We start from the raw sequence: 22,585 nt of genomic DNA, 5'->3' as shown, positions 1-22,585 counted from the left end.
CGGGAAAGTTCTTCGCCGTGGAGGTGGTCACGGGGGTGGCGCGGGGCCCAGAGTCGTCATCGAGGGACGACGACGGCGGCCCGGGAGGAGCCCTCCCCGCCCCGCCCGGGCCGCCGTCTCCCCCTCGCCGCAGGCACCCACCACCGGAAGGCGACCACCATGACCGCGACCCTCGACACCGAGACCCGGACCGACGCGACCCCGGCCGGCACGGCCGTCCGCACGGGCGACCAGGTCACCACCGCGGAGGCCCTGGCCGAGCAGTGGGCGACCGACCCCCGCTGGGCCGGCGTCACCCGCGACTACACGGCCCAGGACGTCGTCGCGCTGCGCGGTTCGGTCACCGAGGAGCACACGCTCGCCCGCCGCGGCGCGGAGACCCTGTGGGACCTGCTCCACACGGAGGACTACGTCAACGCCCTCGGCGCGCTCACCGGCAACCAGGCCGTGCAGCAGGTCAAGGCCGGCCTGAAGGCCATCTACCTGTCCGGCTGGCAGGTCGCCGGCGACGCCAACCTGTCCGGGCAGACCTACCCCGACCAGTCGCTCTACCCGTCGAACTCCGTGCCCGCCGTCGTGCGCCGCATCAACAACGCGCTGCTGCGCGCCGACCAGATCGACGTGTCCGAGAACGGCGCCCCCACCCGCAGCTGGCTCGCGCCGATCGTCGCGGACGCCGAGGCCGGGTTCGGCGGCCCGCTCAACGCCTACGAGCTCATGAAGTCGATGATCGCGTCCGGCGCCGCGGGCGTGCACTGGGAGGACCAGCTCGCCAGCGAGAAGAAGTGCGGCCACCTCGGCGGCAAGGTGCTCATCCCCACCAAGCAGCACGTGCGCACCCTCAACGCCGCCCGCCTGGCCGCGGACGTCGCGGACGTGCCGAGCGTCGTCATCGCCCGCACCGACGCCGAGGCCGCCACCCTGCTGACCTCCGACGTCGACGAGCGCGACCGGCCGTTCCTCACCGGCGGCCGCACCGGCGAGGGTTTCTACGAGGTCCGCAACGGCATCGAGCCGTGCATCGCCCGCGCCCACGCCTACGCGCCCTACGCCGACCTCATCTGGATGGAGACCGGCACGCCCGACCTCGACCTCGCGCGCCGGTTCGCCGAGGCGGTCAAGGCCGAGTTCCCCGACCAGATGCTCGCCTACAACTGCTCGCCGTCGTTCAACTGGAAGAAGCACCTCGACGACGACACCATCGCGAAGTTCCAGCGCGAGCTCGGCGCCATGGGCTTCAGCTTCCAGTTCATCACCCTGGCCGGGTTCCACGCCCTCAACCACTCCATGTTCGACCTGGCGCACGGGTACGCCCGTGAGCAGATGACGGCCTACGTCCGGCTGCAGGAGGCCGAGTTCGCCTCCGAGACCCGCGGCTACACCGCGACCAAGCACCAGCGGGAGGTGGGCACCGGCTACTTCGACCGCGTGTCCACGGCGCTCAACCCCGACGCCGCCACCCTCGCCCTCGCCGGCTCCACCGAGGCCGCCCAGTTCTGACTCGCCCGCCGCCGCGGGACCGGTCCGCCGGTCCCGCGGCCGGCACCCCCAGGAGGACACCATGACCACCATCGCCGACCCGCCCCGCACCCGCACCGAGCACCCCCCGACGCCGCCCCGCGGCATCGCGCTCGCCGACTCCGCCACCGTCGCCGAGGGCACGATCGACGTCGTCGGGCAGCCGGTGCCCGGGTCCGAGGAGATCCTCACCCCCGCCGCCCTGGAGTTCCTCGCGCTCCTGCACGACCGGTTCGCCGACGCCCGCTGCGAGCTGCTGCTCGCCCGCCAGCGCCGCACCCGGCAGATCGCCGACGGCGACGACCCCGACTTCCTGCCCACCACCCGGCCCGTGCGCGACGACCCGTCGTGGCAGGTCGCCGGGTCCACCGGCGCCCCCGGCCTGGAGGACCGCCGCGTCGAGATCACGGGGCCCACCGACCCCAAGATGACGATCAACGCCCTCAACTCCGGGGCGAAGGTCTGGCTCGCGGACGCCGAGGACGCGTCCTCCCCCACCTGGGAGAACGTCGTCGGTGGCCAGCAGGCGTTGCACGCCGCGATCCGGGGCACGCTGTCGTTCGACGGGCCGTCGCCCGACGGCGGCCGCACCCCGGGCAAGCACTACGCCCTGCGCTCCACCGAGCTCACCGACCTGCCGACCATCGTGTTCCGGCCCCGCGGCTGGCACCTGTTCGAGAAGCACCTCGCCTACACCGGGACCGACGGCTCCACCCAGCCCGCGTCCGGCTCCCTGGTCGACTTCGGCCTGTACTTCTTCCACAACGCCGCCGAGCTGATCGCCCGGGGCCGCGGACCGTACTTCTACCTGCCGAAGCTCGAGGGGCACCGCGAGGCCCGGCTCTGGAACGAGGTCTTCGAGACCGCCCAGGACGCCCTCGGCATCCCTCGCGGGACGATCCGCGCGACCGTGCTCATCGAGACGCTGCCCGCCGCGTTCGAGATGGAGGAGATCCTCCACGAGCTGCGCGAGCACTGCGCCGGCCTCAACGCCGGCCGCTGGGACTACCTGTTCAGCGTCATCAAGTGCTTCCGCGACCGCGGCGACTCCTACGTCCTGCCCGACCGCGCGCAGGTCACCATGACCGCCCCGTTCATGCGCGCCTACACCGAGCTGCTCGTCGCCACCTGCCACCGGCGGGGCGCGCACGCCATCGGCGGCATGAGCGCGTTCATCCCCGACCGCCGCGACCCGGAGGTCACCGAGCAGGCGTTCGCCAAGGTCCGCGCCGACAAGCAGCGCGAGGCCGGCGACGGGTTCGACGGCTCCTGGGTCGCCCACCCCGACCTCATCCCGATCGCCCGCGAGGCGTTCGACGCCGTCCTCGGCGACGCCCCCCACCAGGTGGCGCGCCGGCGCGACGACGTCACCGTCGGGCAGGCCCAGCTCCTCGACGTCGCGTCCGCCCGCCGTGCGGGGGCCACCGTCACCGAGGCCGGGCTGCGCACCAACATCTCCGTCGGCATCCGGTACGTCGCCTCCTGGCTGCGCGGCACCGGGGCCGCCGCGATCGACCACCTCATGGAGGACGCCGCCACCGCGGAGATCTCCCGGTCGCAGGTGTGGCAGTGGATCCGCTCCGCCACCACCACGGACGACGGCGTCACCATCACCCGCGACCTGTGCGAGGCGATGGTGCGCGAGCTCCTCACCACCGAGCCCCGTCAGGCCGGGGACCGGCTGGAGGACGCCGCCGCGATCTTCCGCGAGATCGCCCTCGGCGACGCCTTCCCGCCGTTCCTCACCACCGGCGCGTACGCGCGCTACCTGTAGGCGGCCGGCCCACCCCGCCACCGCCTCCCGCCGAGCATGCCCTGGCGGACCGTCACCACCAGCCGACGGTCCGCCAGGGCATGCTCGTCCGTCGGGACGCCACGGTCGGTGGACGGCCTCACGGGCGCGCCGTCCGACCCCGACCGAAGGACCTGTGGATAACCTCCGCGAGGCCGCCCCCGCTCCGGCAGGGTGACCCCATGAACACCGAGACCGTCCCCGCCGTGCGCACCGGCGACCCCGTCCTCGACGACGCCGACCGCCTCCGCCTCGCGCGCATGCTCGCCGCCGCCGCGCTCCCCCGCAGCCGCACCCTCTGCCTCGCCTGGATCGACGCCGAACGACGCTTCTCCGGCGTCGCCGTCCCCGTCCGCGACGTGCCCGACCGGCCCGGCACCGACGACGCCGCCCGCTTCGGCATGGTCATCGCGTCCGTCACCGAGCAGTCCGTCCCGTACGGCAGCGTCGTCGCCGTCTACGTCCGCCCCGACGGCGACGCCATGACGGACTCCGACCGCGCCTGGAACCTCGCCCTGCGCGAGCAGGCCGCCACCCACGACTTCCGCCTCCACGGCCTGTTCGTCTCCGGCGGCGGCGCCGTCCGCCCCCTCACCCTCGACGACGCCGTCTGACTCCCGCCGCCGCGGCCGCCATCGACCCCGCGCGCCCTCCCGCGAGTCAGCGCTCATCGACGCGAGTCAGCGCACGGTTCGGCGGCTCAGCGCAGAGCCCGGTGAGTCAGCGCTCTGCGACGCGAGTCAGCACTCAGAGGCGCGAGCCGACGTTCGTCCGGCATGCCCGATGGCGGCGTGGAAGAGCGGTGGTCAGGTCCGGACTGGCGGATTGCCCGACGGCTTCTAACGTGGGGCGATGGCGGCTTCACGACAGGACGACCTCGTCGGCGACGTGTTCCCGGACGTGCTCGCCGAGCACGTCCGGCGCATCCAGCAGCAGGTGCCGGGAGCCGTCACCGACGAGCCGGACGGCGTGCACCGGCTCCGCACGTCGGTGCGCAAGCTCCGCACGGTGCTGGCGGTGTACAAGCCGGTGTTCGACCACGCTGCCGCCGTCGAGCTGCGCGGGCGGCTGGCCACGCTCGGCGAGGTGCTCGGCGAGGTGCGCGACCTGGAGGTGCGACGCGAGGACGTCGAGCAGGTCGGGCGCCGTTCACGCGTCCCGCTGGAGGCCCGCGAACGGCTGGTGGCCGACCTCGATGCGCAGCACGCCGTCGCGCACCGCGCCCTCGTCGAGTGGTGCGCCGGCGACGAGATGCGCCGCCTCACCGCCGACCTCGTGCGTGGGGTCGCCGACCCACCCCTGACCGACGCCGCCGACAGCAGGGCCCGCAAGGTCGCCCGGCGACGGCTCCGCAAAGCGGGCCGACGGGCAGCCCGGGCTGCCACCGACGTCGACCTGGCGCAGCTCGCCGCCGCGACGGGCGACCTGGTCGACCCGACCAGCACCGACGGCGCCGAACTGCTCGCAGCCGCACACCGCCTGCGCAAGGCCGGGCGCCGCCTCGCCCATGCGGTGGCGGCCGTCACCGACACCCCCACGCGCGTCCTCGGCTCGTCGGCCGACCACCTCGGGGCCGCCGGCAAGCAGGTCCAGTCCACGCTCGGCGACCACCGCGACGCCGTGCTCCTCGCCCGCTGGGTCGGCGAGGTCGCCGCGGTCGTCGAGGCGGAGGGCGGCGACCGCTCGCCCTACGACCGCCTCGCCCGGGCCGCGCAGCGCCGGGCCGAGACCGCTGCGGCCGAGGCCGCGAGCGCCGTCGACCAGCTCCTCGAGGCGGTCTCCTGACCGCGAGTCAGCGCAGCTCCCCGCCAGTCAGCGCGGCTGCACGCGAGTCAGCGCGGCTGCACGCGAGTCAGCGCGGCTGCACGCGAGTCAGCGCGGGACCGGTCCTGCGGCATCAGCAAGGAGCCGCGCCTTCCCGGCCGCTGACGTTCGCCTGGTCGACGCAGGTCACACAGGCGCCTCTGGCACGCCCTCACCGACCGTCAGCTTCGAAGCGGACCTCCACCGTCTCGTACCCCAGGCCTCGGAGCAGGCCTTCGAGCGTTTTGCGTGTGTTCTCCTCGGCCGTGCCCTCCAGACCACTCTCCCGGGCCACGTCCGCGAGCTTCTCCTCCGCCTTCAGCAGCGTCTCCTGGCGACTGTCGAGGTCGTCCGCGAAGAAGTCGCCGGCCCGGTTGATCAGGCCCCGCGTCTCGGAGAGCGCCCTGCTGTTCGTGAGGTCGATCGTCGGTTCCCCGAGCACGGGTGCCGGCAGGGAGATGGTCACCGCGGCTCCGTCCTCCGCCACGAGGACTGCGTCCTGCGGCAGGTCGCGGAAGTCCACGTAGACATCGACCGAGCCTTCCGCGACGAAGATCGTGCGCTCACCCATGAGCCAGTCCGGAACGTACTTCGTGTCCTGCTCGAGATCCAGTACCACCTGGTAGCTGCCCTGCGCCGCGACGAAGCGGGCGAGGTTCTGGACGCTCAGGAGCACGGGAGTCTCGGAGCGGTCGACCTCCTCGGTGGCGAAGGGGTTTGCCAGGGCACCCAGGTCGATCAGACCCGTCTTGTCCGCTCCCCACGCCGCGGCCAGGAGCAGCGGGGGCGTCAGCAGAAGGGCTAGCACGGCGCCCAGAAGGAGCCGCCCGAAGCCGGAGCGCGAGCGGTGCGGACCGGCAGCGGCGCTGTCCTCAGGACCAGGCACTGCTCGCACCCCCCGGCATCGTCCGGGAACGATGCGCTCCTGCGACCTCGACATCAGCTCTGGGCAACACTTCCTGCACGAGTTCTCGATCCCCACTCCGCGCCTTCGTACGGTCGCACCCTTGTCGTCGGTCGGTGGCCAATCTAGGGCCGGTCGTCGCGTCCGCCCGCATCGGTCGTGGGGTGAACTGTCGTGACCCTCGAACCTCAGGCCGCTCGGCGCGTCGCCAGGGCCTCCATCTGGTCCATGACCAGGATGATCGCGTCCTGCCGCTTGTCCGGCGGGTACTTGTGCTTGATGAGCAGCCGCTTGATGGAGGCGCGCATCTTGGCTCGGACGTCGTCGCGCACGGTCCAGTCGACCGTCTCGTTGGTCCGCATGACCCGGACGAGTTCTCTGGCGATCTCGGCGAGCTTCGCGTCGCCCTGGAGCTCGACGGCGGACTCGTTCGTGGCGACGGCGTCGTAGAACGCGAGCTCGTCGTGCCCGAGCGGCGGGTCGAACTGTTCGCCGCGGGACGCCTCCGCCGCGACGTCCTGGGCCATCTCCACCAGTGCGGTGATGATCTCGGCCGAGGTCAGGTTCGCGTTGGTGTAGCGGTTCATGAGCTCGGCGAGACGCTGGGAGAACATCCGACGCCGCACGAGGTTGCCCTCGGTGGACCTGCGGGACTCGGCCAGGATGAGCGAGCGGAGCGCCTCGATCGCCACCTGCGGGTTCGGTGCCGCCTGCGCGCGGGCCAGGAAGGCCTCGTCGATCTGGTCGAGCCGTGGTCGTTCGAGCCCGGCGGCCTCGTAGATGTCCACCACGTCTCCGGCGTGCACGGCGGTGGCCGTGAGCTGGTTGAGGAGCCGCTGCACCTCGTCGGGGATGGGCTCGCCGGCCGCCTGACGCTCCTCGGCGTCCATCTTGCCCATCCATGTGCGCACCTCTTCGTAGAAGCGCACGTCGTCAGCGAGCCCGGCCAGCGAGTCGTGCCGACCCGCGAGCGCCCAGGACCGCCGCAGCGCGGGTGCGAGCCGGCGGAAGGCGTCGCCGAGCGACTCCTGGTCCGGCCCGACCTGGTTCCCGGGTGTCCGCGGGCTGCGCAGATGGTTGACGGCGCGCATCGCCGCATGGATCAGCCGACGTGGCTGGCCGCGCCGTGCGGCCAGCTCCTCGCGCCAGCCGCTGGAATCCACCAGTGCGGCGACCTGGCGCACGTGCTCGCGCGCCACCTTCGCGGCGGCGTCGAGGTCCTGCCCCACGGGCTTCTCGGCCTGGTCGCGCACGGTGTACTCGGCGAGCGCCGCCGCGAGGTTCTCGGCGACCGGCGCGTAGGCGACGAGCAGCCCGGAGTCCTTGCCCCGGAACGTACGGTTCACGCGGGCAAGCGTCTGCATGAGCAGCGCACCGCGCAGTGGTCGGTCGAGGTAGAGGGTGTGCAGCGAGGGCGAGTCGTAGCCCGTGAGGAGCATGTCGTTGACGATGACGATCTCGAGCTCGTCGTCCGGGTCCTTGAGCCGCTTCTTGAGTGCCGCGTTCTCGCTGGGGCGGCGCACGTGTCTTGCGATGTGCTCGGGGTCCTGTGGTGTCCCCGAGTACAGAACCTTGATCTTGCCGGTCGTCAGCTCGTCGGTGTGCCACTCGGGCCGCCGTGCGACGAGGTGCTCGTAGAGCCGGGCGCAGATCTCCCGGGTGGAGCACACGACGAGCGCCTTGCCGGGCGCGCCCGGGGAGTGCGCGTCGTCTCGCTCCAGGTCCGACGCAGGCCGGACGCTCTCTGCCACCGCGTCCCGCCGGGCGTCCCAGTGGTCGAGCAGGTCCTGCGTGAGTGCGTCGAGGCGCGCGGGGGCGCCGTAGACGGCGTTGACCACCGCGACGGACCGTTCGATGCGGTCCCGTTCGGCGTCGTCGAGCCCGACTGTGGCCTCGTCCGCGGCGGCGTCGATCTCCTCGGAGCCGACGCCGTCGGGGAAGCCGACCTTGACGAGGCGGGATTCGAAGAACACCGGCACGGTGGCGCCGTCGGCCACGGCCCGGGTGAGGTCGTACACGTCGATGACGTCGCCGAACACGGCCTCGGTGTCCCGGTCGTGCTCGGAGATCGGCGTGCCGGTGAAGGCGATGAGGGTCGCGTGCGGCAGGGCGTTCTTCAGGTGCCAGGCGTAGCCGTCGAGGTCTCCGTAGTGGCTGCGGTGCGCCTCGTCCACGATGAGCACGATGTTGCGCCGGTCTGACAGCACGGGGTGCTTGGCCCCGGCTTCCTTTTCGGCTCGGGTGAGTCCGAACTTCTGCAGCGTGGTGAAGTAGATGCCGCCCGTGCGCCGGTTCGCCAGCTCGTCGCGCAGCTCCGCGCGGCGCATCACCTGGCGCGGCGCCTCGGGCAGCAGCTCGGAGCGCTGGAACGTCTCGTAGAGCTGGTCGTCGAGGTCGGTGCGGTCGGTGATGACGACGATCGTCGGGTTGAGCAGTGCCGGGTGACGTGCGACGGCCGCGGCGTACAGCTCCATCTCCATCGACTTGCCCGAGCCTTGCGTGTGCCAGACGACGCCGGCCTTGCCGTCGCCGTCCACGGCCCGGACGGTCTCGCCGATCGCCTTGGTCACCGCGAAGTACTGGTGCGGCTTGGCGACCCTCTTGGCCAGGCCGTCGTCGCCGGCGTCGAAGGCGACGAAGCCACGGAGCAGCTGCAGGAACCGTTCCGGGTTGAACAGGCCGGAGAGGGTGATCTCGAGCGGCGTGGCGGGCTCAACCCGACCGGGCAGACCGTCGTCGTCCACGAGGTGGAGGTCCGCCTGCGTGCCGCCGTCGGGCCCGATGACGCGGCCGTCGTCGTCCACGTTCCAGGGCGCGTAGTGGTGGAGCGGGGTGAACGGTGTGCCGTACTTGGCCACCACGCCGTCGCTGACGAGCGTGAGCACGCAGAAGCGGAAGGCCGTCGGCAGCTCACGGACGTAGGTGGCGAGCTGGGCGTGCGCGGCGGCGACGTCGGACTGCCTGCTTCCGGCGTTCTTCAGCTCGACGATCACCACGGGCATGCCGTTGAGGTAGAGGACGAGGTCGAACCGACGCTCGATGTCGCCGTCGATCACGGTCACCTGGTTGACGACGAGCCACTCGTTCTCGTGCTCGTGGGTGGAGACGAGCCGTACCGTCGGGTGATGCTCGGCACCGTCCGCGGTGTAGCTGAGCCGGTAGCCGCCGGTGAGGTAGGAGTGGATGCGGTGGTTCTCGGTGATCGCATCCTGCGAGCGCGGTCGCAGGATCTCGGCGAGGGCCTGGTCGAGGTGCTCGCGCGGCACCTCCGGGTTCAGCCGTCGCAGCGTGGCCCTCATGCGGGACGGGATCGCGAGCTCGGTCCACGACTCGCGCTGCGGCTGCTCGCCCAGCGCCGTGTACCCCGGGTGTCCGACGGCGGAGGTGGCGCCGGGTGCGATCTGCTTGCCTTCCAGCGGCGCCCAGCCGAACTCGGCAAGGTGCTCGCGGGCGAGCTGCTCCCAGTCGGCCTCGCTCGGGTGGTGCACGGTGTCTCCCCTGGTGGTCGTCACGAACGACTACATCGTCGCGGACTTCTGCGGGCGATGCCGGTAGCCACGCGATAAGGGGCCTATCGAGGCGCCAGCGCCCGGAACGGCCCGTTCCGGGTCAGGCATCCCCGGCGTCGTCGTTCGCCCTGCGCCTCGCAACCCGCTCGGCGAGGTCGTCGGAGAGCTTGCCGGTCACCGCCTTCGCCCGGCCCAGCGCGTGACTGCCTCCGCGACGCGCGGCTCCGATCCCCTCGGACCCTGTCTCGACCACCTTGTCCCGGACGTCCCCCACGGCCTCGACCCACCGTCGCTCCGTCGTCGACGTCCGCGCCGACTCGATGCCCAACCGGTCGTGGAGCTCACCGACGGCGGTGGCGGCCCGCTCGCTCGACCGCACGACGCGGGGTGAGGCCGTCGGGTTGAGCAGCACCTTGGTGTTGGCCCTGCCGGCGGCGGCGTCCATGCGTTCCAGCAGGCGGACGGTGCTTCGCTCGATGAGCTCGAGGCGATCCTGCCTGGCCTTCGCAAGGCCTCGACGATGCCGGTCGAGCTCGTCGGGGTCGGCCGCGTCGAGGACACGATCGAGCTCGAGGACGCCCAGCGCGTCCTGGAGCTGGAAGCATCGCGCGAGGACGGCGAGCCACTCCTGGACCTCGGTCACCGCCTCCGACGCGACCTTCGCGAGGTCGACGACCTTGGACTTGCGCTCCAGCTTCTCGGCGAGCGCGTCGAGTCGCCGCAGCGCGTGCGCCTGCGTCGTGGCGATCGCCTTCTTCTCGGCCTGCACCGTCGACCAGGTCGTCTCCGAGACGCGCCCGGTGTGCTCGCGGACGGTCAGCGCCTCGTCGATCACGAGCCCGGAACCGATCATGTCGGCGAGGACGGCGTCCTTCTGGGCGCGGAGCACGTCGTCGACCTTCTCGTCGATCACGGCGAGATAGTCCGTGATCTCGTCCATGGCCTGCTGCATCGCCAGCTGGGCCATGAGTCCCGCGGCTCCGGCGAGTCGGGCAGGATTCGCGATGAAGGACCCGGGCGTCCTGGCGAACTCGACGATGTGCTTGATCTTGCCCTTGTCCGTCACGACGGCGCGCGCGACCTCGCTGCTCGAGCCCTTCATCAGGCCGAGCTTGTTCGCCATCTCCGCCGACTCCTTGGTCAGCTGCACCCACCGCCCGGACGTCGCGACGACGTCCGACGCCACCTGAGCGGTCCCCGCACCGCCGGCCAGCACCGTCCCGAGCCGCGGCAGTCCGAGATCCTGGGACGGGAGACCCTGCGAAGTAAGGAATCGGTCGACCGCCCCCGGGTTCCCGATGACGGCCAGCCCGTTGCCGTCACTGATCAGCTGCAGGTCATCCATCGTCGACTCCCGGATCGCTCGTCACTGCCGAGTCGGAGCCGCGGCCCGCGATCTCGGTCGTCGTGCACCCTAGCGTTCCGGTGCCGGCCTCTTTGATGGTCACCGCAGGTTCGTGCGATTTCACCCCGCACGCTCCGACCGGTCCGACGGGGGTACGACAGACTTGCCTCGCCCGTGGATCGCGAAGGAGTGACATGACCGACTGGCTCTACCCGGTGAACCCGCGCACGGAGACGTGGGGCTACGAGACCGACGACGGCCGGACGATCGCCCCGCGCGACCTGTTCCGGAGCGCCGAGGTCGAGCGCGAACTGCACTGGCACCTTCCGCGCCGATACACGGACTTCACGGTCGGGGACCACGTCTGGGTCCGGGAGTCCCTGCCCGTCGCAGCCGTCGTCGGTGTCGGGGTGGTGACGTCGTCCGTCGCGCCGGACGACGAGGGCGCCCTGTGGTTCGGCGTCGACTTCGACAGCGAGGAGTCGCGTCGGCTCGCCGCCGAACCGCTCGTCGTCGAGACCACCACCCGGGTCCAGTCGATGCGCAAGGCGACACCCGACGAGATCGCCCAGCTGCACGCCCGCGTCGACGTCGACGCGGTCGACGACGCGGCCGGCCGGGGCAGGATCCGCCGGGAGCAGCTGGTCACCGCACGGCAGGGGCAGGCGCTGTTCCGCGCCACACTCCTCACGGCCTACGCCGGCCGCTGCGCCGTCACCGGCTCGGACGTCCCCGCCACCCTCCAGGCCGCGCACATCGACCGGTACGACGGCGCGTCCACGAACATCCTCGAGAACGGCCTGCTGCTCCGCGCCGACATCCACAACCTGTTCGACAGCGGGCTGCTGTGGATCGACGAGGACTCCCGGGTCGTCCTCCACCCCGACATCCGCAAGAGCGAGTACCGCAAGCTCCACGGCCAGAGGCTCCGGCTTCCGGACGACCCCGCCGAACGTCCGAGCCCCCGGCGCCTTGCGCGCCATCGCGTCGAGGCCGCCGGTCAGATCAGTTGAGTCTGCCCCGGGTGACCTCGACCCGAGGTACACGTCCGCTGGGGGCGGTGACGGTGGAACCACGTTGAGCCTCCTGGACACGATGTCCGCGTTTCGCTTCGACGCGTCGTGGGCCGTGTGGGGCGCCGCCACGCAGACCGAGCCCTTCGACGACCGCAGCGACCTCTGTCTGCCCGTCGGCCCTGCGCTGGATGACGTCCTCCACGCGCGCGACGTTCTGGTCGGCCTCAACCAGTCCTCGGTGGCGCGAGATTCCGCGGGTCGTCCGGTCTCCCCCGCAGGAGCCTCCGTCCCCTGGGCCAACTTCCACACGAGCGCGTTCCACAACGACCACTTCCTGGCCGAGGCCTTCCGCGGCACCGAGGTGTGGGGCGCCTACATGACCGACCTGCACGAGCAGCGCGAGAGCGACATCCGCAAGGTCCACGAGCACAACATCGATGCCGAGATCTCCTCGCTCATCAGCCAGATGCACCTGCTCGGCGCGACCGGCGAGGCGGCACCGCGCATCATCTGCTTCGGGGTGAAGTCCTACCGACGCATCACCGCGTGGGCCGGAACGATCTCCCGGGGGATCGCCGCCTCCGGGCCGCTGACGATCCTGCAGGTGCCGCACTGGTCGAGGGCGAACGCGAGCGTCCACCGTGGGCAGATCTCCGTCTACCGCGGGCTGGTCCACGCAGCGCTGCGCGGCGAGGTGCGACCCGCCACGCCGCCCGCCCCACGTCGTCGTGTGCGTCCGGCGACGTCGGCTGCCCCACCCGTACCAGCCGTCTGCCCGAGCTGCTTCATGACGTTGCCTGCGACCGGATCGTGCGACGCCTGCGCCTGATTTCACCCCGGACGCCTGGCACACCGGGCGGATGTCCGTGACATCCTCGCGGGGTTGATCAATGCGGCCCCGAGAGGCGGAAGGCGCTGGTGCAGCAGTGGGGATCCTCGGACGACTCTTCGGGACGAGGAAGTCGGCGCAGCCGGACGCGCCGGTTCCGCAACCGGTCGACAGGAATCCGGCTGACAGGAAGCCGGCCGAAGCCGCCTACGCCGTCATCGACGTCGAGACCACAGGCCTGAGCCCTCGACAGGACCGCATCCTCGAGCTGGCCGTCGTGCGGCTCGACCACGAGGGCTCGGTCATCGACGAATGGTCGACGCGCTTCAACCCGGAGGGCCCGGTCGGCGCGACCCACGTCCACGGCATCACCGATGGTGACGTGGCCCCGGCCCCGCTCTTCCGGGAGCAGTCGCGCGACGTGGCGCTCCTGCTCGGTGGGAGCACCGTCGTCGCGCACAACGCCCGGTTCGACCTCGCGTTCCTGCGCGCCGAGTACCAGCGCAGCGGATGGGATCTGCCGTTCCTGCCCGCTTACTGCACGCTCCAGGGAAGCCACCACTACCTGCCGCACCTCGAGCGGCGGCGGCTCGCGGACTGCTGTGCTGCGGCGGACGTCCGGCTGACGGACGCGCATTCCGCCCTCGGCGACGCCCGCGCGACGGGGCGGCTGATGAACCGATACCTGACGATGCCGCGCGTCCCCGTGCATGCCGAGCTCGACCGCGCCCGAGTCGACACCCGAGCGTTCACCTGGCCCGAGGGGCCGTCGCGAGCGCCGCTCACCATGCTGCCCGGAGCGGCAGGGGCCCCGAGGAACCGGCCGCGGAGGGTGACCCCGCCCCGACCCAAGCAGGCTCCGCTGGTCCAACAGCTCACCGCGTTGGGTCTGACGGAGCTGCTCGACGACGGCGCTCCTGTGGGCACGACCCCCTACCTCGAGCTGCTGCTGGAGGTCCTGGAGGACGGCGTCGTGTCCGCGTCGGAGGCCGGAGCACTCGCCGACCTGATCGAGGCGTACGGGCTCGCGCCCGACGAGGTCGCGGCGGCCCACCTGGCGTTCGTCACGGCACTGGCACACCGGGCGCTCGACGACGGCCACGTCTCCCGTGACGAGCGGTCGGAGCTCTCGACGATCGCGGAGCTCCTCCAGGTGCAGCCGGCGACCGTTCGCCGTCTCATCGGCCATGCCGACGAGGCCCGCGCGGCACGGCTGAGCGCCGGCCTCGGTCCTCTGCCCGTCGGCTGGTCGCACGGCGAACCCCTGCGGGTCGGCGACAAGGTCGTCTTCACCGGGTGCGGCGACGCCCAGCGCGCTCGGCTGGAGCAGCGTGCCGAGGAGCTCGGGGTCCGTGTCATGAGCAGCGTCTCGCGCACGACCGCGATGCTGGTCACCGATGGCTCCTTCGCCGGCGGCAAGGCGGCGAAGGCTGCCGACCTCGATCTCCGGACGGTCCACCCCGACCATTTCGAGGTGCTGCTCGCCCACCTCCAGCCGGCCGCCACCGCGGTCGAGGCATCGCCGGTGCGGCCAGAGGCAGCGGGAGCCCAGGTTCGGGCCACGCCGCAGCCCGCGTCGGCCGGATCCACCGTTCCGAACCCCGCGGCCGTCCGCCGTTGGGCCCGAGAGAACGGGCATGAGGTGGGCGACCGCGGCCGACTCCCCCGGGCCGTGGCCGAGGCCTATGAGAGGGCTCTGCACGGCGAGGGGTGACTCCTCAGAGGCCTCGGTGGTGCGCTCGGTCGGCGAAGCGCTCCATCGCCTCGATCACCTCGACCGCCTGCCAGACGCGGTCGCGGGCACCTCGGCCGATCTGCTCGAGCACGCCGTCCTCAACAAGGCGGTCGATCGCCACCTGGGCGTTCGCCGTCGTGACACCCAGCAGCTCCGCCGCGAGGCGCGAGTCGACGACCGGCCGCTCCACGAGGAAGTCTGCAAGACGCCGGGCGGCCGCGCCACGGCGTGCCCGGATGGCGTCCGACCACCGTCCGCGCGCGTCGGAGACGTCGCTCATCAGCTGGCGCGCGTTCTGCAGCGCAGGGAAGACCGCCTCGCACACCTCGGTGACGATCGGGACAGGATTCCCGGAGCGAAAGGCGGTCAGCGCGGCGAAGTACCGCTCGGTCTCGGTGAGGAGCCCGGCCGAGATCGGCACGACGACATGCCGCGTCAGGCCGGCGTGGCGGAGCTGGGCGTGCATGAGCGCTCGTCCGGTCCGGCCGTTGCCGTCCGGGAAGGGATGGATGTTCTCGAACTGCGCGTGCGTGACGGCCGCCTGGACGAGCGCCGGCAGGTCGTCGCGTGCGATGAAGGCGGCAAGATCCTCCATCGCGTCCGGAACCTGGTCGCTTCGCGGCGCCACGTAGTCCGCCCCGTGAGGGCTGCGAGCCGAGCCGCCGATCCACACGGCGGCGTCCCGCCACGCTCCGGCGGCGCCGGGCATGTGGTCACGCATCAGGACCTGGTGCATCGTCAGGATCGCGTCGGCGTCCAGCCGGTCGGCGACGTCGAGCGCCTGTGTCATGGCGCTGACGTTGGCGACGATCTCGTCGGCGTTGGCTCGTCCGCGCCGACCCAGCTCCGCCAGCGCGATGGCCGTCGGCGACGAGGTCAGGTTCTCGATCTGCGACGAGCTGGCAGCTTCCGTCCTGAGCAGCAAGGAAGCGAACGACATCAGCGATCCGAGGGACTCGCCGTCCAGTCGGGCGACCTCGGCGCTCGCCTCGGCGACCAGCGCGGCCGTCGGACCGTCGAGCGCGAGCGCGGCGCGGGCGATACGCGGTGGGACGGCCGCTTCGTACGGCCCACGACGGAGGCTCCTGCCCGCGCGGGGACCGTACTCGCTGTCCGAGGACTCCCAGTCGAGGAGCTCGGTCCCGAACGACGGCCAGCTCGCATCCGACGACACGACCTCACGTTAACATCGGATACGCCAAGAAACGATGTTAACGGACCGTCGGACTACCGGATGTGGCGCCCCGGGCCGCGCGCGGGTGACGCCACCCACCCGGCGATCCGCCGGTTCCGCGCCTCGACGAAGTCGGTCGAACGACGGAGGAGCTCGGCGTACGTCTCGAGGTCGCGAGGGACCGACGGCGAGGCGAATCCGTCGAACGGCATGAAGAAACGCACGCCGCCGTCACTGGTCATCAGGTCTTCGAGCAGGAAGAACTCGACGTACCCCTCGAAGTCGGTGAAGAGGTCGAAGAAGTCGCCGTAGCGCGCGAGCACCGCACTCAGCGGGCTCGGCTCCCCTCTGTAGTGGAACCGGATGCACTCCAGCGTGAGATCGACGCGGTCCGCGATGCGTCGGGTGAATCCTCGGGCACCGTTGATCGTCATCTTCCCGTCGACACGATTCCCCGGGAAGATCAGCATGCCGCCGATCGTGTAGGTGATCGTGCGGACCCAGTCGACGTAGTCGTCGGGAAGCTCCGCGACAAGCCTCTTCGTGACCTCCCAGTGAGTGAAGGTCTGCATGACCGAGTCGCTGGCCAGCCAGAACTCGCCGACCGTCGACCGGTGGTGGAGGTAGGCGCCGGGCGTCGTCGCGACGAGGTCGAACGGACGCCCGTCCGGGAGGGGCTTGCTCCAGAGGTACTGGTGGTAGCTCCGCAGGGTCGGACTGTGCGTGTCGGGGTCGCGACCGCCCGAGTCCGTCCGGACGTCGAACGAGGTATCGATCTGCACGGTCGTCACCGTCCGTTCGTCGTCGGTGTCAGGCGGGACGCCCAGAAGGTGTCGTCCCGCCAGTCGGCGGGAATGCCCATGCCCCGCAGCGGCACGTCAGGGTGCTTGTCGAGGAGGTCGCTGAGCCGCTGAGCCCACGACGACCGCGGGGAGACGGCGCCGAGCACGCTCTGCAGGGACGCGAGGACCGGGTACAGCCGCTTCCGGCGGTCCGGGACAGCGGTGAGGACCTCCGCGTCGCTGAGCCATTCGATGGTCGACGGCTTGGGGATCGCCGGGTAGACGCCGAGCCCGACGTTCCAGAGCCGGCCGTGGTGGGCACAGATGTTGCGCACCCGCACGTAGGTCCACAGCCAGGAAGTGACCGGTGGGAGAGGTCATCGACCAGGGAGTCCTCGCGGCCCCGGACCTGGCCCCGACACACCTTGCGGACGATGGCGAGCGACTTCCTGTGCTTCTCCCGGTCGCGGAAGTGCTGCGGATCCGTGTACCAGAAGGGGCCGCCGTGCTGCAGCGACATGGAGTCTGTCAACGCAGCCCGGACTGCGACCTCGATGCGCTCGATCGCGTCCATGACCAGCAGTCGGAGCTCTCGGTCGAAGACGTAGAGGTCGAGGACCTGGTCGAACGACGTGCCGTCGCGCAACTTCTCGCTCGACGGCGTGACGCGGAAGGGGATGAGGTACGGGGAGAACCGGTAGTAGCCGATGTGCCTCAGGTAGCGCAGCGTGCGGTCGCGATCGGGGACGACCAGACCGCGGTCGATCATCCGGTCGACGAGGTCCTCGTGGTCGAGCGCCGGCTTCGTGTAGCGCCGGGTGCCCCGCGAACGCACCGGCGGAGCCGTCGTCATCGATCGCTCCCGGGCAAAGAAAATCCCCCGATTTGCGCATCGCTGAGAGGCGTGGGGGATCTAGTGGTTCGAATCTACGCGTGGGTGCGACCTGGTGGCAAGAGAGCGCGCGGGCCCGTCGGGTGAACTCGGCCTCTGAACCCAGCGACCCGACGAGCTCCGCGCGATCAGTCACAGCCCGGCCACCTCTGCGGCCCCCTCGACGCGGAGCTTGCCGGACATGAGGGCGGGCAGGAGGGCGTCGCGCGTGGCAGCAAGCTTCTGGTTCTCAACCACAGCGAAGCGGATCCGGCTCTCCAAGGCGGAGATTTCGGACTCCAGACTCCCAGCCACGTCTCTTGGCACAACTGGGAGGTCCAGAGCGTGCAACTGAGCACGGTTGATGGATCCGAAGACAGTCCCCTCGGCTTCGAAGGGCAGCCAGACGTCGGGCACATGCCGCAACAGATGGAGAAGAGTCGCCTGGCGGCCATCTCGCGCCCGGACCGCTGCGAGGCCTCGGCCGACGCACAACCGCTCGGAGGCAACATTGATCGATCCGACCGGCGCTCGAACACTGACGAGCACATCCGCCTCTTCGGCGAACCGAGTCGGGCTTGTGGTCCAGACCCGCCGCGCCGGGAAGCGAAACCCGAAGTCCCTCACGCCCTGGAAGAAGGGGACGCCTTCGCCTTCCTCGTTCAAGGTCTCGCCGGTCGGGGACGAGCCCATGATGACCTCGGCAATGTCGGTGAGCGTTGTCCGAGCGGTGGGATCGACGTGGCTCCGTAGTAGGGCTCCAGCGAGCTCGTCGGCGGTGGTGGCGAGCTGGGTGTTGGCCGCGATCTTGTCGTCGAGGGCGCCCAGGACGTCGGCGATCGCCGCCTGGACGCCGAGGCTTGGGAGCTGGCAAGGGAGGTCACTCAGGTCGGACTGCTTGAGATACGGGAGTGCGCTGCCAACAGCCAAGTTTGAGATTCCGACTGTCTGCAAGTAGTAAAACAGGAAGCCTGGGACAACTCGCTCTTCGTTCGGAACTGCCACCATTAAGTTGTTGTCGATCGCCGTATCGCGCGACAATCGCCTCAGTCGCTCTGCCTTAAGACCCTCACCGATCTTTGCGAAAACAACGCTCCCTGCTGGCGCTAGTACTGGGCGAAGCCGCTCCAACTGGTCCCCATGAAGCCAATTGTTGGCATTGACAATGGCGGGCGAGTTCCCATTTTTCGAGAGATCGCTTACCTTGATGAACGGAACTTCCCCAGATTTGTTGCCTTGCTCACTCTGAGGAAAAGGTCCGCCGGCCCTGAACCTGCAAAAATCGCCCAGCACTCCAGCTTGGATATTAGCCACGGACCCTCCCGAGCTGCTCGCGGACGACCTTCTCCAGCCGCGCCGACTCGTCGAACTGCGCGAACAGCTCGCCCGTCAGCCGCGCGATCTTCTCCTCGATCGGCTCGCCGTCGTCCTCGACCTCGGGCACGCCGACGTACCGACCCGGGGTCAACGCATACCCGGCGTCCTTGATCTCGCCGAGCGTCGCCGAGTAGCAGAACCCGGCCTCGTCGGCGTACTCGACGCCCTCGGCCGAGGGAGTCCCGAGCCAGGCGTGGTATGTCCCGGCGATCCGGGCGATGTCCTCCTCGGACAGCGCCCGCTCGGCGCGGTCGACCATGTGCCCGAGGTTCCGGGCGTCGATGAAGAGCACCTCGCCGGCCCGGGCCCCCTTGGCCTTGGCGAAGAACCACACGCACACGGGGATCCCCGTGGACCGGAAGAGCTGCGTGGGCAGGGCCACCATGCACGAGACGAGGTCGGCCTCGACGAGCTGGGCCCGGATCTCGCCCTCTCCCCCGGAGTTCGAGGACATCGAGCCGTTGGCCATCACCACGCCGGCCGACCCGCCCGGCGCCAGCTTGGACAGGATGTGCTGGATCCACGCGTAGTTCGCGTTGCCCGCGGGCGGCACGCCGTAGGTCCAGCGCGCGTCGTCGGTGGCCCGCGCCCAGTCCTTGATGTTGAACGGCGGGTTCGCCATGACGTAGTCGGCCTGCAGGTCCGGGTGCAGGTCGCGGGCGAACGTGTCGCCCCAGCGCGGCCCGAGGTCCCCGGTGAGCCCGTGCACGGCCAGGTTCATCTTGGCCATGCGCCACGTGCGCTCGTTGAGCTCCTGCCCGACGACGCTGATCGCCTGCGGGTTCGCGCCGTGCCGCTCGAGGAACTTCTCGGCCTGCACGAACATGCCGCCCGACCCGCACGCCGGGTCGTACACGCGCCCGGCGTACGGCTCGAGCATCTCCACGAGCACGCGCACCACACCCGGCGGCGTGTAGAACTCGCCACCACGCTTGCCCTCGGCCGCGGCGAACTTCCCGAGGAAGTACTCGTAGACCTCGCCGAGCACGTCGCGCGCCCGGGAGACCTTCTCGCCGTCCACGCCGACGCCCGTGAACCGCGCCGAGGAGAACAGGTCGACGAGCTCGCCGAGCCGCCGCTGGTCCACGTTGTCCCGGTTGAACGTCGTGGGCAGCGTGCCCGCGAGCGCCGGGTTCGACCCCATGATGTGGCTCATCGCGTCGTCGACGAGCTGGCCGATCGACGCCTCATGCTCGTCGAGCGTCGCCACCCGGCCCTTGGCGTGCTGGGCCAGGTACCCCCACCGCGCCCGCTCCGGCACCCAGAACACGCCGGCGCTGCGGTACTCGTCGACGTCCTCGAGCAGCGGCTCGGCGTCCTCGGCGCTCAGCCCGTCGGCGAGACACTCGGCGAGGATCGCCTCGCGCCGCTCGGCGAACGCGTCCGAGACGTACTTGAGGAACACGAGCCCCAGGATCACGTCCTTGTACTGGCTGGCGTCCATCGACCCGCGCAGCTTGTCGGCCGCCTTCCAGAGCGTGTCCTTCAGCTCCTTCATGGTGGTCGCCGTGGCGACCGACGGCGTGGGGGCCTTCGTCCTCGGTGGCACTCGTAGTTCCTTCCTCACAGGGGTTCGCCCCCATCCAAGCGCATCCGTACGACACCCGCGGTCACGCCGTCGGCCAGCGTCCCGGCGAGCTCGTCCAGCGCGCGCAGCTCCCGGCGCGCAGCCGCCGCGCGCTCCCGCACCGCGCGCAGCACGCGTGCGGCCTCCCCGGCCTGGTCGGCAGGCACCAGCCGCGTCTCCCATGCCCGCCACCACTTGGCGCCGGGCGGCTGAGCGGCGACGTCGCGGGCGAGGACCTCCGGCACGACGACGGCGGCCGGGCTCCCGCCGTCGGCCGTTGGTGCGGGCGGCAGGACCCGCAGGATCTGCGCGGGTGACTCGACCACGGAGAACCCCTCGTGGTCGACGACGGCGGCCGGGTGCGGCGCGGACGTGAACACGACGTCGCCCGGCTCCGTGAGCCGTCCCGACGGGTGGGACTCGACCAGCCGGAGCCGGTCGACGCCGCGCGTGCCCCACTCCCGCTGCCCGGTCAGCTCAGGGACTCCCACCACGCGCAGCAGGGTGGCGTCCCGCGGGGGCGCGTCGACGATCAGGTCGGGGTCGACCCGGTTGCCGGCGAACTTCTTGAGAAGGCGCTGCTCGGCGAGCGCCCACAGGGGTACCGACCGCACCCCGGTGGCCGGGCTCCGCCGGACCGCGAGGTCGAGCGGCGCGCGGGAACCACCGTCGAGCGACGCGGCGAGATCGCGGAGGCGCAGCGCGGTCGCGCCGTCGTCCTCCCTGACCCCGGCGATCGTCGGGCGCCCTGCCGCGACGACGCTGCCGCCACTGGCGAGCAGCGGCGCCATCCGGACGAACCGCGCGAAGCGAAAGGCGTGCGACGCCACGTCGCGCGGCCCGCCCATGGAGGCAGCGACGTCAATGAGCAGGTCCTCGACCACCGCGGGGTCGAGCAGCTCGGGCACGGCGCGGTCCGACAGGTCGGCGACCATCGTCCAGCGCTCGGCGATGGCGACGTCGGACGGCGGCGCACCGAGGATCCACAGCGCGAGTCGCTGCCGCGAGCGGTCCACGATCATGCCCGGAGGCAGCAGGACGACGGCACGCAGCTTCTCGGTGCGCAGCAACCCGGAGCGGACCGACTCGGCGTCGCCTTCCAGGGCGTCGACGAGGGCGTTCGCCGGGCCGACGACGACGGCCCGCTGGTGCTCGTGCAGCCCGAGCACCAGCTCTTCGAGCCGGCCGAGCACCTCGAGCACCGGCTGCTCCGGCGACCCCGTGGGCGGGAGCTGTGCGACCACGAGGGCGTCGCCCGGCGGGACCGGTGTGACTCCGTCGACCGTGAGCGTCCCGACCTCCCAGCCGTGCGCCACCAGACGACGCCTCGCGGCGCGATGACCCGCAGGGAGCAGCGCCGGCGGCACGACGCTGTCGTGACCCGCGAGCACGGCACGCAGCAGGTCGCCGGCACCGGGGTACGGGTCGGCGATCGGGCCGTCCTCGTGAATCTGCGCCGCCACCCGTGCCGCGACGTGCAGCGCCGTCGGGACGAGGGCCGACGCCGGCATCCGTCGTCGAGCGCGGTGGCCACCGTGGGCCAGAGCCTCCGCAGCATTGCCCGGCGTGTACGCGGCCTCGGCCGCAAGGTCGGCGAGCGCGGCGGCGGTGGGCAGGTCCTGCCCCAGGTCCGCCACCTCTGAGTAGAGGAAGGCGTCCTCGGGGTCCAGCTCGTCCGCGAGATCGAGGAGGTCGCCGTCGTCGAGCTCGGTGAGGGGCCGCTCGGCCAGGTCCTTGAGGCAGAGCATCGCGGCCAGCCCGTTCCGCAGCCGATGCGCGCGGTCCGGGTCCGTCACGGCGAACGAGGCCCGCAGCGCGACGTCGGCGCGGAAGTGGGGGTTGTTGCCCCGCCCGGTCGCGTCGATCCAGTCGGCGACGTCGAGGGCGCGGAAGCGGAGTGAGCCATCCGCACCTTCCGCCACAGGCTCCGGGAACGGCCGGTCCGCACCGGCGTACCGGCGTCGCCACGTCGACACCACCGGGCGCTCGACGTGTGCGATCTCCGCGATGTCCGGCATCGAGACGACGAGCTCGCCCAGCAGTTCCGGGACTCCGGCAGCAGAGGTCTGAGGGTGCATGCGGCAAGCCTAGGAGAAGGACCATCGAGCACGCTATGCGGCTTGATAAGCCCTCTTATCGGTCTTCTGCTTCGGCTCAACAGTCAGCGCTTGCGAGGGTTTCGGCAGTCCCACCGAAGGAGCACCGATGTCCACGACCTTCCAGCTCGTCGCAGAGATCGCCGGCACGACCGCCCCCGTCCTGCTCTGGATCCTGACGGCCACCCGCCCCAAGACGACCCCGCTCTGACCGACACCCACGGGTGTGCACCGCCCGACGGCGGCAGCGCCCAGCTCCCGCCCCGA

16 protein-coding genes and 1 pseudogene are annotated in these 22,585 nt (G+C 71.2%); 7 read left to right on the top strand and 10 right to left on the bottom strand.

The genetic code is table 11. The annotated features are described in order from the left end of the window. The first annotated feature begins 159 nt into the window (after nt 1–159). The 4 genes from aceA to ATJ88_RS05420 all read left to right on the top strand — a co-directional run bounded on the left by aceA (nt 160) and on the right by ATJ88_RS05420 (nt 5,095). Nucleotides 160–1,500, top strand: a complete 1,341-nt coding sequence (aceA, locus tag ATJ88_RS05435; RefSeq protein WP_098462947.1) for an isocitrate lyase — start codon at nt 160–162, stop codon at nt 1,498–1,500. A 61-nt stretch (nt 1,501–1,561) separates the two neighbouring features. Further along, on the top strand, nt 1,562–3,292 hold the full coding sequence (aceB, locus tag ATJ88_RS05430; protein ID WP_098462946.1) for a malate synthase A: 1,731 nt from the start codon (nt 1,562–1,564) through the stop codon (nt 3,290–3,292). Between the two features lie 200 nt (nt 3,293–3,492). After that, nucleotides 3,493–3,924, top strand: a complete 432-nt coding sequence (locus ATJ88_RS05425; RefSeq protein WP_098462945.1) for a hypothetical protein — start codon at nt 3,493–3,495, stop codon at nt 3,922–3,924. A gap of 238 nt (nt 3,925–4,162) precedes the next feature. Continuing rightward, nucleotides 4,163–5,095: a CHAD domain-containing protein gene (locus ATJ88_RS05420; protein WP_098462944.1), complete on the top strand. Its 933-nt coding sequence runs from the start codon at nt 4,163–4,165 to the stop codon at nt 5,093–5,095. A gap of 190 nt (nt 5,096–5,285) precedes the next feature. Here ATJ88_RS05420 and ATJ88_RS05415 read toward each other — a convergent pair whose 3' ends face one another. From ATJ88_RS05415 to ATJ88_RS05405, 3 genes are all read right to left on the bottom strand, one after another. Continuing rightward, the gene (locus tag ATJ88_RS05415; RefSeq protein ID WP_170023531.1) at nt 5,286–5,921 is read right to left on the bottom strand and encodes a DUF4230 domain-containing protein; all 636 of its coding nucleotides are present in this window, start codon (nt 5,919–5,921) and stop codon (nt 5,286–5,288) included. Nucleotides 5,922–6,205: 284 nt separating this feature from the next. Next, on the bottom strand, nt 6,206–9,529 hold the full coding sequence (locus ATJ88_RS05410) for a type I restriction endonuclease subunit R (protein ID WP_098462942.1): 3,324 nt from the start codon (nt 9,527–9,529) through the stop codon (nt 6,206–6,208). Nucleotides 9,530–9,626: 97 nt separating this feature from the next. Continuing rightward, on the bottom strand, nt 9,627–10,871 hold the full coding sequence (locus ATJ88_RS05405) for a hypothetical protein (protein WP_098462941.1): 1,245 nt from the start codon (nt 10,869–10,871) through the stop codon (nt 9,627–9,629). Nucleotides 10,872–11,065: 194 nt separating this feature from the next. Here ATJ88_RS05405 and ATJ88_RS05400 point away from each other — a divergent pair, with 194 nt between their 5' ends. The 3 genes from ATJ88_RS05400 to ATJ88_RS05390 all read left to right on the top strand — a co-directional run bounded on the left by ATJ88_RS05400 (nt 11,066) and on the right by ATJ88_RS05390 (nt 14,430). Then, nucleotides 11,066–11,884: an HNH endonuclease gene (locus tag ATJ88_RS05400; protein ID WP_141538618.1), complete on the top strand. Its 819-nt coding sequence runs from the start codon at nt 11,066–11,068 to the stop codon at nt 11,882–11,884. 82 nt (nt 11,885–11,966) lie between these two features. After that, a complete protein-coding gene (locus tag ATJ88_RS05395) occupies nt 11,967–12,716 on the top strand; it encodes a hypothetical protein (protein WP_141538617.1) in 750 nt (249 codons plus the stop codon). Nucleotides 12,717–12,777: 61 nt separating this feature from the next. After that, complete coding sequence (locus ATJ88_RS05390) at nt 12,778–14,430, top strand: exonuclease domain-containing protein (protein ID WP_098462938.1); 1,653 nt, start codon at nt 12,778–12,780, stop codon at nt 14,428–14,430. A gap of 4 nt (nt 14,431–14,434) precedes the next feature. On the opposite strand, the gene ATJ88_RS05385 is transcribed toward ATJ88_RS05390, so the two are convergent. From ATJ88_RS05385 to ATJ88_RS05360, 7 genes and pseudogenes are all read right to left on the bottom strand, one after another. Then, nucleotides 14,435–15,625 carry a Fic family protein gene (locus ATJ88_RS05385; protein ID WP_098462937.1) on the bottom strand — a complete coding sequence of 397 codons (1,191 nt, stop codon included), beginning with the start codon at nt 15,623–15,625 and terminating at the stop codon, nt 14,435–14,437. A 53-nt stretch (nt 15,626–15,678) separates the two neighbouring features. Then, on the bottom strand, nt 15,679–16,416 hold the full coding sequence (locus tag ATJ88_RS05380) for a DUF6994 family protein (protein WP_245852145.1): 738 nt from the start codon (nt 16,414–16,416) through the stop codon (nt 15,679–15,681). Continuing rightward, a complete protein-coding gene (locus tag ATJ88_RS18705) occupies nt 16,413–16,742 on the bottom strand; it encodes an Abi family protein (protein ID WP_245852712.1) in 330 nt (109 codons plus the stop codon). Before ATJ88_RS18705 ends, ATJ88_RS05380 begins: the two co-directional genes overlap by 4 nt. A 164-nt stretch (nt 16,743–16,906) precedes the next feature. Next, a pseudogene (locus ATJ88_RS18700) lies at nt 16,907–17,176 on the bottom strand (Abi family protein); the annotation flags it as partial. A 255-nt stretch (nt 17,177–17,431) separates the two neighbouring features. Further along, nucleotides 17,432–18,571: a restriction endonuclease subunit S gene (locus ATJ88_RS05370; protein ID WP_245852599.1), complete on the bottom strand. Its 1,140-nt coding sequence runs from the start codon at nt 18,569–18,571 to the stop codon at nt 17,432–17,434. A gap of 13 nt (nt 18,572–18,584) precedes the next feature. Next, complete coding sequence (locus ATJ88_RS05365; RefSeq protein WP_098465136.1) at nt 18,585–20,153, bottom strand: class I SAM-dependent DNA methyltransferase; 1,569 nt, start codon at nt 20,151–20,153, stop codon at nt 18,585–18,587. A gap of 65 nt (nt 20,154–20,218) precedes the next feature. Then, a complete protein-coding gene (locus ATJ88_RS05360; protein WP_141538616.1) occupies nt 20,219–22,300 on the bottom strand; it encodes a hypothetical protein in 2,082 nt (693 codons plus the stop codon). Nucleotides 22,301–22,585: the final 285 nt, after the last annotated feature.

Origin of the sequence: Isoptericola jiangsuensis, from assembly GCF_002563715.1 — a bacterium.
Taxonomy (GTDB): Bacteria; Actinomycetota; Actinomycetes; order Actinomycetales; family Cellulomonadaceae; genus Isoptericola; species Isoptericola jiangsuensis.
This window is presented reverse-complemented; position numbering and strand designations above follow the sequence as displayed.

Excerpts from the sequence above, each read along its gene's own strand:
- aceB (WP_098462946.1), top strand. The coding sequence starts at position 1,562 with ATGACCACCATCGCCGACCCGCCCCGCACCCGCACCGAGCACCCCCCG.
- ATJ88_RS05365 (WP_098465136.1), bottom strand. The coding sequence starts at position 20,153 with ATGAAGGAGCTGAAGGACACGCTCTGGAAGGCGGCCGACAAGCTGCGC.
- aceA (WP_098462947.1), top strand. The coding sequence starts at position 160 with ATGACCGCGACCCTCGACACCGAGACCCGGACCGACGCGACCCCGGCC.
- ATJ88_RS05360 (WP_141538616.1), bottom strand. The coding sequence starts at position 22,300 with ATGCACCCTCAGACCTCTGCTGCCGGAGTCCCGGAACTGCTGGGCGAG.
- ATJ88_RS05400 (WP_141538618.1), top strand. The coding sequence starts at position 11,066 with ATGACCGACTGGCTCTACCCGGTGAACCCGCGCACGGAGACGTGGGGC.
- ATJ88_RS05390 (WP_098462938.1), top strand. The coding sequence starts at position 12,778 with ATGCGGCCCCGAGAGGCGGAAGGCGCTGGTGCAGCAGTGGGGATCCTC.
- ATJ88_RS05395 (WP_141538617.1), top strand. The coding sequence starts at position 11,967 with ATGTCCGCGTTTCGCTTCGACGCGTCGTGGGCCGTGTGGGGCGCCGCC.
- ATJ88_RS05420 (WP_098462944.1), top strand. The coding sequence starts at position 4,163 with ATGGCGGCTTCACGACAGGACGACCTCGTCGGCGACGTGTTCCCGGAC.
- ATJ88_RS05405 (WP_098462941.1), bottom strand. The coding sequence starts at position 10,871 with ATGGATGACCTGCAGCTGATCAGTGACGGCAACGGGCTGGCCGTCATC.
- ATJ88_RS05425 (WP_098462945.1), top strand. The coding sequence starts at position 3,493 with ATGAACACCGAGACCGTCCCCGCCGTGCGCACCGGCGACCCCGTCCTC.